The organism is Pseudomonas citronellolis (assembly GCF_001586155.1).
In the GTDB taxonomy this organism is placed as follows: domain Bacteria; phylum Pseudomonadota; class Gammaproteobacteria; order Pseudomonadales; family Pseudomonadaceae; genus Pseudomonas; species Pseudomonas citronellolis.
This window is the reverse complement of record NZ_CP014158.1, coordinates 797,501-810,649: the sequence shown is the minus strand read 5'-3', so window position 1 is coordinate 810,649 and position 13,149 is coordinate 797,501. Positions and strand designations below refer to the sequence as shown.

General features: G+C 61.6%; 11 protein-coding genes, 4 tRNA genes and 2 rRNA genes (1 of these 17 running past the window's edge). All 17 read right to left on the bottom strand.

Annotated elements, in window-relative coordinates; genetic code table 11:
* Nucleotides 1–52: 52 nt before the first annotated feature.
* Nucleotides 53–4,126: a DNA-directed RNA polymerase subunit beta gene (gene rpoB, locus PcP3B5_RS03685; protein ID WP_009617126.1), complete on the bottom strand. Its 4,074-nt coding sequence runs from the start codon at nt 4,124–4,126 to the stop codon at nt 53–55.
* A gap of 222 nt (nt 4,127–4,348) precedes the next feature.
* The gene (rplL, locus tag PcP3B5_RS03680; RefSeq protein WP_009617125.1) at nt 4,349–4,717 is read right to left on the bottom strand and encodes a 50S ribosomal protein L7/L12; all 369 of its coding nucleotides are present in this window, start codon (nt 4,715–4,717) and stop codon (nt 4,349–4,351) included.
* A gap of 77 nt (nt 4,718–4,794) precedes the next feature.
* On the bottom strand, nt 4,795–5,295 hold the full coding sequence (gene rplJ / locus PcP3B5_RS03675) for a 50S ribosomal protein L10 (RefSeq protein ID WP_009617123.1): 501 nt from the start codon (nt 5,293–5,295) through the stop codon (nt 4,795–4,797).
* A 204-nt stretch (nt 5,296–5,499) separates the two neighbouring features.
* A complete protein-coding gene (gene rplA / locus PcP3B5_RS03670; protein WP_009617121.1) occupies nt 5,500–6,195 on the bottom strand; it encodes a 50S ribosomal protein L1 in 696 nt (231 codons plus the stop codon).
* Nucleotides 6,195–6,626 (bottom strand): 50S ribosomal protein L11, encoded by a 432-nt coding sequence (rplK, locus tag PcP3B5_RS03665; RefSeq protein ID WP_009617119.1) that lies wholly within the window; start codon nt 6,624–6,626, stop codon nt 6,195–6,197. Before rplK ends, rplA begins: the two co-directional genes overlap by 1 nt.
* A 119-nt stretch (nt 6,627–6,745) precedes the next feature.
* On the bottom strand, nt 6,746–7,279 hold the full coding sequence (nusG, locus tag PcP3B5_RS03660) for a transcription termination/antitermination protein NusG (RefSeq protein ID WP_009617117.1): 534 nt from the start codon (nt 7,277–7,279) through the stop codon (nt 6,746–6,748).
* A 9-nt stretch (nt 7,280–7,288) separates the two neighbouring features.
* The gene (gene secE / locus PcP3B5_RS03655) at nt 7,289–7,657 is read right to left on the bottom strand and encodes a preprotein translocase subunit SecE (RefSeq protein ID WP_009617115.1); all 369 of its coding nucleotides are present in this window, start codon (nt 7,655–7,657) and stop codon (nt 7,289–7,291) included.
* Between the two features lie 46 nt (nt 7,658–7,703).
* Nucleotides 7,704–7,779, bottom strand: a tRNA-Trp gene (locus tag PcP3B5_RS03650).
* Between the two features lie 53 nt (nt 7,780–7,832).
* A complete protein-coding gene (tuf, locus tag PcP3B5_RS03645) occupies nt 7,833–9,026 on the bottom strand; it encodes an elongation factor Tu (RefSeq protein ID WP_009617114.1) in 1,194 nt (397 codons plus the stop codon).
* Nucleotides 9,027–9,109: 83 nt separating this feature from the next.
* Nucleotides 9,110–9,185 (bottom strand) — tRNA-Thr (locus PcP3B5_RS03640).
* An 18-nt stretch (nt 9,186–9,203) separates the two neighbouring features.
* A tRNA-Gly gene (locus PcP3B5_RS03635) sits at nt 9,204–9,277 on the bottom strand.
* 25 nt (nt 9,278–9,302) lie between these two features.
* Nucleotides 9,303–9,387, bottom strand: a tRNA-Tyr gene (locus PcP3B5_RS03630).
* Between the two features lie 140 nt (nt 9,388–9,527).
* Nucleotides 9,528–10,211: an SPOR domain-containing protein gene (locus tag PcP3B5_RS03625; protein ID WP_043273410.1), complete on the bottom strand. Its 684-nt coding sequence runs from the start codon at nt 10,209–10,211 to the stop codon at nt 9,528–9,530.
* An 8-nt stretch (nt 10,212–10,219) separates the two neighbouring features.
* A complete protein-coding gene (locus PcP3B5_RS03620; protein ID WP_043273408.1) occupies nt 10,220–10,969 on the bottom strand; it encodes a pantothenate kinase in 750 nt (249 codons plus the stop codon).
* The gene (gene birA, locus PcP3B5_RS03615) at nt 10,959–11,903 is read right to left on the bottom strand and encodes a bifunctional biotin--[acetyl-CoA-carboxylase] ligase/biotin operon repressor BirA (protein ID WP_043273406.1); all 945 of its coding nucleotides are present in this window, start codon (nt 11,901–11,903) and stop codon (nt 10,959–10,961) included. Before birA ends, PcP3B5_RS03620 begins: the two co-directional genes overlap by 11 nt.
* A gap of 413 nt (nt 11,904–12,316) precedes the next feature.
* Nucleotides 12,317–12,432, bottom strand: a 5S ribosomal RNA gene (rrf, locus tag PcP3B5_RS03610).
* A gap of 134 nt (nt 12,433–12,566) precedes the next feature.
* Nucleotides 12,567–13,149, bottom strand: a 23S ribosomal RNA gene (locus PcP3B5_RS03605); it runs 2,307 nt beyond the window's last position.

Genomic DNA, 13,149 nt, shown 5'->3' with positions numbered 1-13,149 from the left:
TCCTCACGGACCCGGTGCGGCGGCTAGCCGCCGCACCGTTTATCGTCACGTGTTATTCGGTTTCCAGTTCGATATCGATGCCGAGCGAGCGGATCTCTTTGATCAGCACGTTGAAGGACTCGGGCATGCCGGCCTCCATGCGGTGATCCCCGTCCACGATGTTCTTGTACATCTTGGTACGGCCGTTCACGTCGTCCGACTTCACGGTCAGCATTTCCTGCAGGGTGTAGGCGGCGCCGTAGGCTTCCAGCGCCCAGACCTCCATCTCCCCGAAACGCTGGCCACCGAACTGCGCCTTGCCACCCAGCGGCTGCTGGGTGACCAGGCTGTAGGAGCCGGTGGAACGTGCGTGCATCTTGTCATCGACCAGGTGGTTCAGTTTGAGCATGTACATGTAGCCGACGGTGGTCGGACGCTCGAACTGGTTGCCGGTGCGGCCGTCGAACAGGCGCATCTGGCCGCTCTCCGGCAGGTCGGCCAGCTTCAGCATGGCCTTGATCTCGCGCTCCTTGGCACCGTCGAACACCGGGGTAGCCATGGGCACGCCGCCCTTGAGGTTGTTGGCCAGAGCGACGATCTCGTTATCGGACAGCTCTTCCAGGTTCTCCTGGCGGCCACCGATCTCGTTGTAGATCTCGTTCAGGAACTGGCGCAGCTCGGCGATCTTGCGCTGCTCTTCGAGCATGCGGTTGATCTTCTCGCCCAGGCCCTTGGCCGCGAGGCCCAGGTGGGTTTCGAGGATCTGACCGACGTTCATACGCGAGGGTACGCCCAGCGGGTTCAGAACGATGTCCACCGGCGTGCCGTTGGCGTCGTGCGGCATGTCTTCGACCGGCATGATCACCGAGACCACGCCCTTGTTACCGTGGCGGCCGGCCATCTTGTCGCCCGGCTGGATGCGGCGCTTGATGGCGAGGTAGACCTTGACGATCTTCAGCACGCCCGGAGCCAGGTCGTCGCCCTGCTGCAGCTTGCGCTTCTTGTCCTCGAACTTGTCGTCGAGCATCTGACGGCGGTCGCTGAGGTAGGCCTGGGCCTTCTCCAACTGCTCGTTCAGGGCGTCTTCGGCCATGCGCAGCTTGAACCACTGGCCGCGCTCGAGACCGTCGAGGTACTCGTCGGTGATCTCGGTGCCTTTCTTCAGCGCCGGGCCGCCATCGGCGACGGCGCCGACCAGGGCCGAACGCAGACGCTCGAAGGTGGCGCCTTCGACGATGCGGAACTCCTCGTTGAGGTCCTTGCGGATCTCGTCGAGCTGCATCTTCTCGATGGACAGGGCGCGGCTGTCGCGCTCCACGCCGTCGCGGGTGAAGACCTGGACGTCGATCACGGTGCCCTTGGTGCCGGTCGGCACGCGCAGGGAGGTGTCCTTAACGTCGGACGCCTTCTCACCGAAGATCGCGCGCAGCAGCTTCTCTTCCGGAGTCAGCTGGGTCTCGCCTTTCGGGGTGACCTTGCCGACCAGGATGTCGCCGGCCTGCACTTCGGCGCCGACGTAGACGATGCCAGCTTCGTCCAGCTTGTTCAGCGCGGCCTCACCCACGTTCGGGATGTCCGCGGTGATTTCTTCTGGGCCGAGCTTGGTGTCACGGGCGACGCAGGTCAGCTCCTGGATGTGGATCGTGGTGAAACGATCCTCCTGGACCACGCGCTCGGACAGGCAGATGGAGTCTTCGAAGTTGAAGCCGTTCCAGGGCATGAACGCGACGCGCATGTTCTGGCCCAGGGCCAGTTCACCCATGTCGGTGGACGGACCGTCGGCGAGGATGTCGCCGCGGGCGATCACGTCACCCTTGCTGACCAGCGGACGCTGGTTGATGCAGGTGTTCTGGTTGGAACGGGTGTACTTGGTCAGGTTGTAGATGTCGACGCCGGCTTCACCGGTCTCGACCTCGTCATCCGCCACGCGCACCACGATACGGCTGGCGTCGACCGAGTCGATCACACCGCCGCGGCGAGCCACCACGCAGACGCCGGAGTCACGGGCGACGTTGCGCTCCATGCCGGTGCCCACCAGCGGCTTGTCGGCGCGCAGGGTCGGAACGGCCTGACGCTGCATGTTCGAACCCATGAGCGCACGGTTGGCGTCGTCGTGCTCGAGGAACGGAATCAGCGAGGCAGCGACGGAAACGACCTGCTTCGGCGATACGTCCATGAGGGTGACGTCTTCCGGCGCCTTCACGGTGAATTCGTTCAGGTGACGTACGGCGACCAGCTCGTCGATCAGGCGGCCCTTGGCGTCCAGGGTCGCGGAGGCCTGGGCGATCACGTGGTCGGCCTCTTCGATGGCGGAGAGGAACACGATCTCGTCGCTGACCAGACCTTCCTTCACCACGCGGTACGGGCTTTCCAGGAAGCCGTACTTGTTGGTGCGGGCGTAGGTCGCCAGGGAGTTGATCAGACCGATGTTCGGACCTTCGGGGGTTTCGATCGGGCACACGCGGCCGTAGTGGGTCGGGTGTACGTCACGGACCTCGAAGCCCGCGCGCTCACGGGTCAGACCGCCCGGGCCGAGTGCGGAGACACGGCGCTTGTGGGTGATCTCGGAGAGCGGGTTGTTCTGGTCCATGAACTGCGACAGCTGGCTGGAACCGAAGAACTCCTTGATCGCGGCGGCCACCGGCTTGGCGTTGATCAGGTCCTGCGGCATCAGGCCTTCGCTTTCGGCCATGGACAGACGTTCCTTGACCGCGCGCTCGACGCGCACCAGGCCAACGCGGAACTGGTTCTCGGCCATCTCGCCGACGCAGCGGACGCGACGGTTGCCCAGGTGGTCGATGTCGTCGACGATGCCCTTGCCGTTACGGATGTCGACCAGGGTGCGCAGTACGTCGACGATGTCTTCCTTGCTCAGCACGCCCGGACCTTCGATCTCGCTGCGGCCGATGCGGCGGTTGAACTTCATGCGGCCGACGGCGGACAGGTCGTAGCGTTCGGCGCTGAAGAACAGGTTGCCGAACAGGGTCTCTGCGGCTTCCTTGGTCGGCGGCTCGCCGGGACGCATCATGCGGTAGATCTCGACCAGGGCTTCCAACTGGTTGCCGGTGGAGTCGATCTTCAGCGTGTCGGAGATGAACGGACCGCAGTCGATGTCGTTGGTGTACAGGGTTTCCAGGCGCACGACCTGGGCCTTGGCGATCTTCGCCAGTACGTCGACGGTCAGCTCGGTGTTGCACTCGGCGATGATCTCGCCGGTAGCCGGGTGCACGACAGCCTTGGCCACGGTACGGCCAATGAGGTAGTCGAAGGGCACTTCCAGCTCGGTGATGCCAGCCTTTTCCAGCTGGTTGATGTGGCGCGCGGTGATACGGCGGCCCGCTTCGACGATGACCTTGCCGGCGGCATCCTTGATGTCGAAGCTGGCGATCTCGCCGCGCAGACGGTGCGGCACCAGCTCCAGACGCAGACCTTCGCCCTTGATGTGGTAGACGTTGGTCGCGTAGAAGGCATCGAGGATCTCCTCGGTGCTATAGCCCAGCGCGCGCAGCAGGACGGACGCCGGCAGCTTGCGGCGACGGTCGATACGGACGAACACGCAGTCCTTCGGATCGAATTCGAAGTCCAGCCAGGAACCGCGGTAAGGAATGATGCGCGCGGAGTACAGCAGCTTGCCGGAGCTGTGGGTCTTGCCACGGTCGTGATCGAAGAACACACCCGGGGAACGGTGCAGCTGGGAAACGATGACGCGCTCGGTACCGTTGATGATGAAGGTACCGTTCTCGGTCATCAGGGGGATTTCCCCCATGTAGACTTCCTGTTCCTTGATGTCCTTGATCGCTTTGCTCGACGACTCTTTGTCGAAGATGATCAGGCGCACTTTCACCCGCAGCGGGACGGCGAAGGTCACGCCGCGCAGCACGCACTCCTTGACGTCGAAGGCCGGCTCACCCAGGCGATAACCGACGTATTCCAGGGCAGCGTTGCCGGAATAGCTGATAATCGGGAAAACGGACTTGAAGGCCGCATGCAGACCGATGTCGCGGATCTGATCCTTGCTTGCACCTGCCTGCAGGAATTCGCGATAGGAATCCAGCTGGATGGCCAGCAAATACGGCACATCCATGACGTCCGGCAACTTGCTAAAGTCCTTGCGGATACGTTTTTTCTCAGTGTATGAGTAAGCCATCAGCGTTCCCCAGCTTGGTCACCTGCTTGTTTGGCCTCTCCCACGGGAGCAGCCGAAAAATCGTGCAAACCTGGCGTTTGCGCCACCCCTGAGGGTGGGAGTTTTCCGTTATGGGAAGGGGCCTGTCGGCACCTCACCCAGAACGGAAAAAGGCCGGTGGCAAAAAGCCACCAGCCATCAGCCTGTCGCTTGACGCTCGGGCTGTAGACGCAAGGGGCGAGCTTACTTGAGCTCGACCTTGGCGCCAGCTTCTTCCAGGGCTTTCTTGGCAGCTTCGGCCTCTTCTTTCGAAGCGCCTTCCTTGACCACGCCCGGGGCGCCGTCAACGACAGCCTTGGCTTCTTTCAGGCCCAGGCCGGTCAGTTCACGAACGACCTTGATCACGTTCACTTTCTTGTCGCCGGCTTCGGCCAGGACGATGGTGAACTCGGTCTGCTCTTCGGCAGCGGCAGCGGCAACAGCCGGGCCAGCGGCAACAGCGGCAGCAGCGGTAACGCCGAACTTCTCTTCCATCGCCTTGATCAGTTCAACGATCTGCATGACGGACATTTCGGATACGGCGTTGATGATGTCTTCGTTGGTCAGAGCCATGACTCTAATTCCTGTATTGGGTGACGGCGCTCGCGCCATCGATTAAACAAAAAAGGTTTGAAAGCGTACCGGTTGCCTTAGGCAGCGGCGGCTTCTTTCTGGTCGCGAATAGCCGCCAGAGTACGAGCCAGCTTGCTGGTGGCGCCTTGGATCACGCTCATCAGCTGTGCAACGGCTTCGTTGTAGGTCGGCAGGGTCGCCAGAACGTCGATCTGATTGGCTGCGAGGAATTGACCCTCGAACGCGGCCGCCTTGATCTCGAACTTGTCCTGACCCTTGGCGAACTCCTTGAAGATACGGGCGGCAGCGCCCGGATGTTCGTTGGAGAAAGCAATCAGGGTCGGGCCCTTGAACGTGTCGTTGAGCACTTCGAACTGAGTGCCTTCAACGGCGCGCTTGAGCAGGGTGTTACGTACGACTTTCACGTACACACCAGCTGCGCGGGCCTCTTTACGGAGTCCGGTCATTGCGCCGACGGTCACGCCACGGGCATCAGCCACGACAGCGGACAGACCGGCTTTGGCAGCCTCGTTGACTTCAGCGACGATGGCCTTCTTGTCTTCGAGTTTAATTGCCACGGGTTTACTCCTGGATGTTACCGTTTCGTCCAGCCGGAGCCGGACGGCGTTTTGGTGTCTGATCCGGTTAACGAATCGGGAGCACCATCTGCGTAGGCTTGTGGTTTAAGGCTTGCGCCGCCTACGGTCTTGGACAGCCCCCGCCAGGCAGGGACCCCAATACCTGCGGGTGATGGGCCAGGCCCACCACCCGACTTTGTCCTATCAGCCTTCCAGGGAAGCCTGATCGATCTGCAGACCCGGGCCCATGGTGGTGCTCAGGGTCACGCGCTGAACGTACACGCCCTTCGAGGAGGCGGGCTTCAGGCGCTTCAGGTCAGCCAGCAGAGCTTCGACGTTCTGCTTCAGCTTGACCGGCTCGAAATCGATCTTGCCAACGGAGGCGTGGATGATGCCGTTCTTGTCGGTACGGAAGCGAACCTGACCAGCCTTGGCGTTCTTCACGGCAGTGGCTACGTCCGGGGTCACGGTACCGACTTTCGGGTTCGGCATCAGGCCGCGCGGGCCGAGAACCTGACCCAGCTGACCGACAACGCGCATCGCGTCCGGGGAGGCGATGACCACGTCGTAGTTCAGGTCGCCGGCCTTCATCTCGGCAGCCAGCTCGTCCATACCGACCTTGTCGGCGCCTGCAGCCAGAGCGGCTTCGGCAGCCGGGCCCTGGGTGAAGACGGCAACGCGGACGCTCTTGCCGGTGCCGTTCGGCAGAACGGTGGCACCACGAACGACCTGGTCGGATTTACGCGGATCGACGCCCAGGTTGATGGCGATGTCCACGGACTCCTTGAACTTGATGGTCGACAGCTCGGCCAGCAGTTTGGCGGCGTCTTCGAAGCCGTATTGCTTGCCGGCTTCGATTTTCTCGGCGATAGCCTTTTGGCGCTTGGTCAGCTTAGCCATTACACACCCTCCACGTTGAGGCCCATGCTACGCGCGGAGCCGGCGATGGTACGCACGGCCGCATCCATGTCAGCTGCGGTCAGATCGGCCTGCTTGGTCTTGGCGATCTCTTCCAGCTGAGCACGGGTAACGGTGCCCACTTTCTGGCTGTTCGGACGGCTGGAGCCGCTGCTGATGCCAGCAGCTTTCTTCAGCAGTACCGAAGCCGGGGTGCTCTTGGTTTCGAAGGTGAAGCTGCGGTCGCTGTAAACGGTGATGATCACCGGAGTCGGCAGACCGGGCTCCATGCCCTGGGTCTTGGCGTTGAACGCCTTGCAGAACTCCATGATGTTCACGCCGTGCTGGCCCAGAGCGGGACCGACCGGCGGCGACGGGTTGGCTTGACCAGCCTTTACCTGCAGCTTGATGTAAGCCTGAATTTTCTTAGCCATGTGCTACTCCAGTTACGGGTTCTAGCGCCACAAGGGCTCCCCGGTTGCTTTCGCGTTTATCCCAAGGACGACAAAACCCCGCAGCCTATGGCTGCGGGGTGTGGGATGCATTGTGCAAGTCAGACTTTCTCGACTTGGCTGAACTCCAGCTCTACCGGGGTAGAGCGACCGAAAATGAGCACTGCGACCTGGATCCGGCTCTTTTCGTAGTTGACCTCTTCAACCACGCCATTGAAGTCCGCGAAGGGACCGTCGATGACGCGAACGGTTTCACCCGGCTCGAAGAGCGTCTTCGGCTTGGGCTTGTCGCCGCTGTCGGCGACACGACGCAGGATGGCCTCAGCCTCCTTGTCGGTGATCGGAGCCGGCTTGTCGGCGGTACCGCCGATGAAGCCCATGACGCGAGGAGTGTCCTTGACCAGGTGCCAGGTACCCTCGTTCATTTCCATCTGGACCAGCACATAGCCGGGGAAGAACTTGCGCTCGCTCTTGCGCTTCTGGCCGTTACGCATTTCCACGACTTCTTCCGTGGGAACCAGAATCTCGCCGAACTCGTCTTCCATGCCGGCCAGCTTGACCCGCTCGATCAGCGAGCGCATGACATGCTTCTCGTAACCCGAGTAGGCATGCACTACGTACCAACGCTTAGCCACGGAACACCCTTAACCTACGATCATGGAAACCAACCAACCCAGCAGGGAGTCGAGCCCCCACAGCAGCAGCGCCATAACCAGCACTACAGCGACCACGATCATGGTGGTCTGAGTCGTTTCTTGGCGAGTCGGCCATACGACCTTGCGAATCTCGGCACGCGCCTCTTTCGCCAGGGTGAAGAAGGCACGACCCTTGACGGTCTGCAGGGCCACGAAGCCAGCTACAGCCGCAAGAACCAGGATACCGAGCACGCGATAGAGGAGCGGTTGAGCGGAGTAATACTGGTTGGCGACGACGCCGACCACGACAACCACTGCGACCAAGAGCCACTTCAAGATGTCAAAACGCGACTCGTTGGCTTCTGCCTTCGCATTCATCTGCTGGGAATCCCGTTGAAGAAATGCCAAATTTCGTCGAGAAATTTGGCAGGCCAGGAGGGAATCGAACCCCCAACCTGCGGTTTTGGAGACCGCCGCTCTGCCAATTGAGCTACTGGCCTAGAACAAAGTCAGGCCGACCATTATGCCGGCCTGAGAGGGAAAGATCAATCGATTATTCGATGATCTTGGCAACCACGCCGGCGCCAACGGTACGGCCGCCTTCGCGGATAGCGAAGCGCAGGCCGTCTTCCATGGCGATCGGGGCGATCAGGGTGACGGTCATCTTGACGTTGTCACCCGGCATTACCATCTCGACGCCTTCCGGCAGCTCGCAGTTGCCGGTCACGTCGGTGGTACGGAAGTAGAACTGCGGACGGTAGCCCTTGAAGAACGGGGTGTGACGACCACCTTCTTCCTTGGACAGCACGTACACTTCGCACTCGAACTTGGTGTGCGGCTTGATGGTGCCCGGCTTGGCCAGAACCTGGCCACGCTCTACGTCTTCACGCTTGGTGCCGCGCAGCAGGACGCCGACGTTCTCGCCAGCACGACCTTCGTCGAGCAGCTTGCGGAACATTTCAACGCCGGTGCAGGTGGTCTTGGTGGTCGGACGGATGCCGACGATTTCCACTTCTTCCTGGACCTTGACGATACCGCGCTCGACACGACCGGTTACCACGGTGCCGCGGCCGGAGATCGAGAACACGTCTTCGATCGGCATCAGGAACGGCTGGTCGATGGCACGAACCGGCTCGGGGATGTAGGAGTCCAGGGTTTCCACCAGCTTGCGCACGGCGGAAACGCCCATCTCGTTGTCATCCTGGCCGTTCAGGGCCATCAGCGCGGAACCGATCACGATCGGAGTGTCGTCGCCCGGGAAGTCGTAGGTGTTCAGCAGGTCGCGAACTTCCATCTCGACCAGTTCCAGCAGCTCGGCGTCGTCAACCATGTCGGCCTTGTTCAGGAACACGACGATGTAGGGAACGCCTACCTGACGGGACAGCAGGATGTGCTCGCGAGTCTGCGGCATGGGGCCGTCGGCAGCCGAGCAAACCAGGATCGCGCCGTCCATCTGGGCAGCACCGGTGATCATGTTCTTCACGTAGTCGGCGTGGCCCGGGCAGTCTACGTGAGCGTAGTGGCGTACCGGCGAGTCGTATTCGACGTGCGAAGTGTTGATGGTGATACCACGGGCTTTCTCTTCCGGCGCGTTGTCGATCTGGTCGAAGGCGCGAGCGGAGCCACCCCAGGTCTCGGAGCAGACCTTGGTCAGAGCAGCGGTCAGAGTGGTCTTACCGTGGTCGACGTGGCCGATGGTGCCAACGTTGACGTGCGGTTTGTTACGTTCAAACTTCTCTTTAGCCATTTTGACCGTCTCCCACTAGGAATTGAGAAAGCCGTATCACCGATAAAACAAAGGCAGATACTTTCATATCTGCCTTTGTTAAGTGGAGCTCATGAGCGGATTTGAACCGCTGACCTCACCCTTACCAAGGGTGTGCTCTACCAGCTGAGCTACATGAGCAAACATAAGCAGCAAGTCTGGAGCGGGTAGCGGGAATCGAACCCGCATCATCAGCTTGGAAGGCTGAGGTTCTACCACTGAACTATACCCGCGGAGCCTGACGCTCACGCTTGAAACTGGTGGAGGGGGAAGGATTCGAACCTTCGAAGTCTGAGACGTCAGATTTACAGTCTGATCCCTTTGGCCGCTCGGGAACCCCTCCAAGTGAGGCGGCATTCTACAGTTTGCCACCGCGCTGTCAACAGTTTTTTCTTTAAAAACTTGAGCTTAGCTCTTCGACAACGACTTCGTGAAATTCCCCTTTCAGGTCCCCCCTACGAAGCGGGCGCCATTCTATGCAAACTATTCGGCGGTTGCAACGCTTTTGCATGGCATTGTTTGCCTTTGCAATTCCGGGAAGTCCACGAGCAGTTGGCGCAGCAGGCTATCGTCCGCCAGGCGCCGGCTCTCGGGAGCGATCTGCACCCAGAAATCATGACGATTGCGCCCCAGCTCCCGCACCAGGGCATCGTACCCGGCGGTCTTCAGGCGCTCGACGACCGCGTTGGCCGAATCCTCGTTCTGGAAGATCCCCAGGGAAATGCCATCGGCGAGGTCGCCCTCGGTGATGATGTAGCTGTCGATCTTGCGCGCCTGCAGCTCACGCAGTTGCCAGAGCGAAGCCTGGCGCGAGGCCAACGGCGGCAGGTAGACCCAGTAGTCGGTTCCGGCGGCGGCGTCGATCTTCTGCCGGCTCACATGCACGTCGAGACTGGTGAGGCGCTGCTCGAGCGCCTTGGCCCGGTTCTCGTCGGAGAAGGGACCGAAATAGAGGCATGCGCTCTCCTGCGCAGGCGGCGCCCCGGCCATCTCCGCCTGACGCCGCTGCGCGGACTCCGGCGACTCGCTGAGCAGGCGAATGTTCTTCTGCTCGCCGCGGTACAGGCTCAGAGGCGCGATTTCTTTCGCCCGCAAGGGCGTCTGCTGCTGATGCCAGATGAAGTAGAAGGCGTTCAGCACCAGGAGGAACAGAAAGAACCAACGCATGAGGGGTATTACTCCAGCGGGCAGGCGATGGCCAGGCCGGTAAAGACCAGGTCGGGAAGGATTCGCGCCTGGGGCAGCTCATCCCTGACCAGTTCGGCATCTCCGCCGGTGAGGAACACGGCGCAGTCGCCGCCGAGCAGCTCGCAGGCCAACTGATATTGCTCGCGCACGAAACCGCGCAGCATCAACAGGCAGCCCCGCTCCACCGCTTCCGCGGTCTCGCGCCCCGGCGAGAGCCCCTGCAAGGCTTCGCGAGCCGCCGCGTCGTCGTAACGGATACGCCGGGTATGGGTGCGCAGTTGGCTGCGCATCAACGGCATGCCCGGGCAGATATAGCCCCCCAGGTGCTGCCCGGCGGTATCCACCAGGTCGGAGGTCACCGCGGTGCCCAGATCGAGCACCAGGCACGCACCACCCGCCAATTTGTAGCCAGCCACCAGAGCCACCCAGCGATCCAGACCGAGGCGCTGGTAGTCGCGATAGCCATTGCGGACACCGGCCAGGACCTCGGCCGGCTGCGCGATGCTCGCGTCTATGCCGAAAGCCTCGCTCAACGCCTGCACGAGCGACGCCGTTTCCTGTTCGCTGCGCACGCTGACCAGACGGCAATGACGAAGCGCGAGCCCCTCGCAGCCGCGCAGCCGCTCGAGCAGCGCAGCATCGGAATCCGCGACGCCGGAGGCGACGGCCGCCAACCCGGCGGAGCGGATCACCCGCCATTTGATCAGGCTATTGCCACAGTCCAGTTCAAGAATCATCAGACAACCTCAGACTCAACTCGCCCCCGCTGAAGCGGCTTTCCACGCCATCGACCTCGAGGCGCAACGCCCCCTGCTCGTCGATCCCCAAGGCGCGACCGACGATGTGCTTGGCCGCGGTCGAAAGCACGACTTCGCGCCCCTGCCACAGGTGGAAGGACTCCCACTCCCGCTGGCTGGCCGCAAAGCCCTGCTCGCGATGACGGGCCAGGTGCCACTCCAATTCCCGGCTCAGCGCGGCGAGCAGTTCGTTGCGATCCACCGGGCGCCCCGCGGCTTCGCGCAAGGACGTCCAGGGCTGGTCGATGCCTTCCGCGGCACGCATGTTCACATTGATGCCTATGCCGATGGCCACGCTGCATAGGTCTGCAGGGTCGCCGGTCAACTCCAGGAGAATGCCGGCCAGCTTCTTGCCACCGAGCAGAATGTCGTTCGGCCACTTCAGGCCGACACCGGCGATGCCGAGCGACTGGATGGCGCGCACCACGGCAAGGCCGACGACCAGACTCAGCCCTTCCAGCTCCTTGGGCCCTCCCCTCACGGAGATGCCCAGGGTGCAATAAAGGTTGGCGCCGAACGGACTCACCCAGGCGCGCCCGCGCCGCCCCCTTCCCGCCGTCTGCCGCTCGGCCACCACGGCGAAGGGCGTGGCGGCGCCGGCATCCAGGCGGCGCATGACTTCGGCATTGGTCGAGTCGACCGAGAACAGCACGTCCAGCGGCCAGGGCGCCCGGACCTGTTGCGGATCGATGGCCATCAACGGCTCGGCCAGGCGATAGCCACGGCCGCGCACGGATTGCACCTCCAGCCCGAACTCGCTCTCCAGGCCCTGCAGGCGTTTCCAGACGGCACTACGGCTGACACCCAGCGCCGCCCCCAGCTCCTCGCCGGAATGGAATCGTCCATCGCCCAGTAGTTTCAGCAATGTCTGCATATCGCGTCCCGCCACAATAAGGCACGCATGATATAGAGGCGCTTTCCGCTTGCCTATGCACTAGCGGCGGGCGGAATGACAGGAGATGCCTTTGTAGCCCGCGATTCGCGCGCAGGGCGCGCTCCTACAGGGCGAATGGCGCAGGTGGTGCGGCGTAGGAGCGGATCTCATCCGCGAATCGCGCCGGGACCGCCGGCAATCGCGGACAAGGTCCGCTCCTACGGGTGCAGGACGTACCCTCGTAGGATGGCGTTGAGCGAAGCGATACCCATCGCCATGGCGAGGATCCATGTAGGAGCGCGCCCTGCGCGCGAATCGCGGGCAGGGCCCGCTACAGGGAGATGCACCGGCTTTTCCGCGCGCCAAAGCAAAACCCCCGACCAGCCAGGCTGATCAGGGGTTTTGGGATAGGTGCTTGACGATGACCTACTCTCACATGGGGAAACCCCACACTACCATCGGCGATGCGTCGTTTCACTGCTGAGTTCGGGATGGGATCAGGTGGTTCCAACGCTCTATGGTCGTCAAGCAATTCTTTCGGATGCTCGTGGCTTGCGCTCACGTTCACCCTGATTCGGGTATGTGACAGGTATTCTTTGCGGTTCACACGAACTTTCGGTTCGTCGACTTCACCGTCTAACACACAAATTGTTTGGGTGTTATATGGTCAAGCCTCACGGGCAATTAGTATCGGTTAGCTCAACGCCTCACAGCGCTTACACACCCGACCTATCAACGTCGTAGTCTTCGACGGCCCTTCAGGGGAATCAAGTTCCCAGTGAGATCTCATCTTGAGGCTAGTTTCCCGCTTAGATGCTTTCAGCGGTTATCTATTCCGAACATAGCTACCCGGCAGTGCCACTGGCGTGACAACCGGAACACCAGAGGTTCGTCCACTCCGGTCCTCTCGTACTAGGAGCAGCCCCTCTCAAATCTCAAACGTCCACGGCAGATAGGGACCGAACTGTCTCACGACGTTCTAAACCCAGCTCGCGTACCACTTTAAATGGCGAACAGCCATACCCTTGGGACCGGCTTCAGCCCCAGGATGTGATGAGCCGACATCGAGGTGCCAAACACCGCCGTCGATATGAACTCTTGGGCGGTATCAGCCTGTTATCCCCGGAGTACCTTTTATCCGTTGAGCGATGGCCCTTCCATACAGAACCACCGGATCACTAAGACCTACTTTCGTACCTGCTCGACGTGTCTGTCTCGCAGTCAAGCGCGCTTTTGCCTTTATACT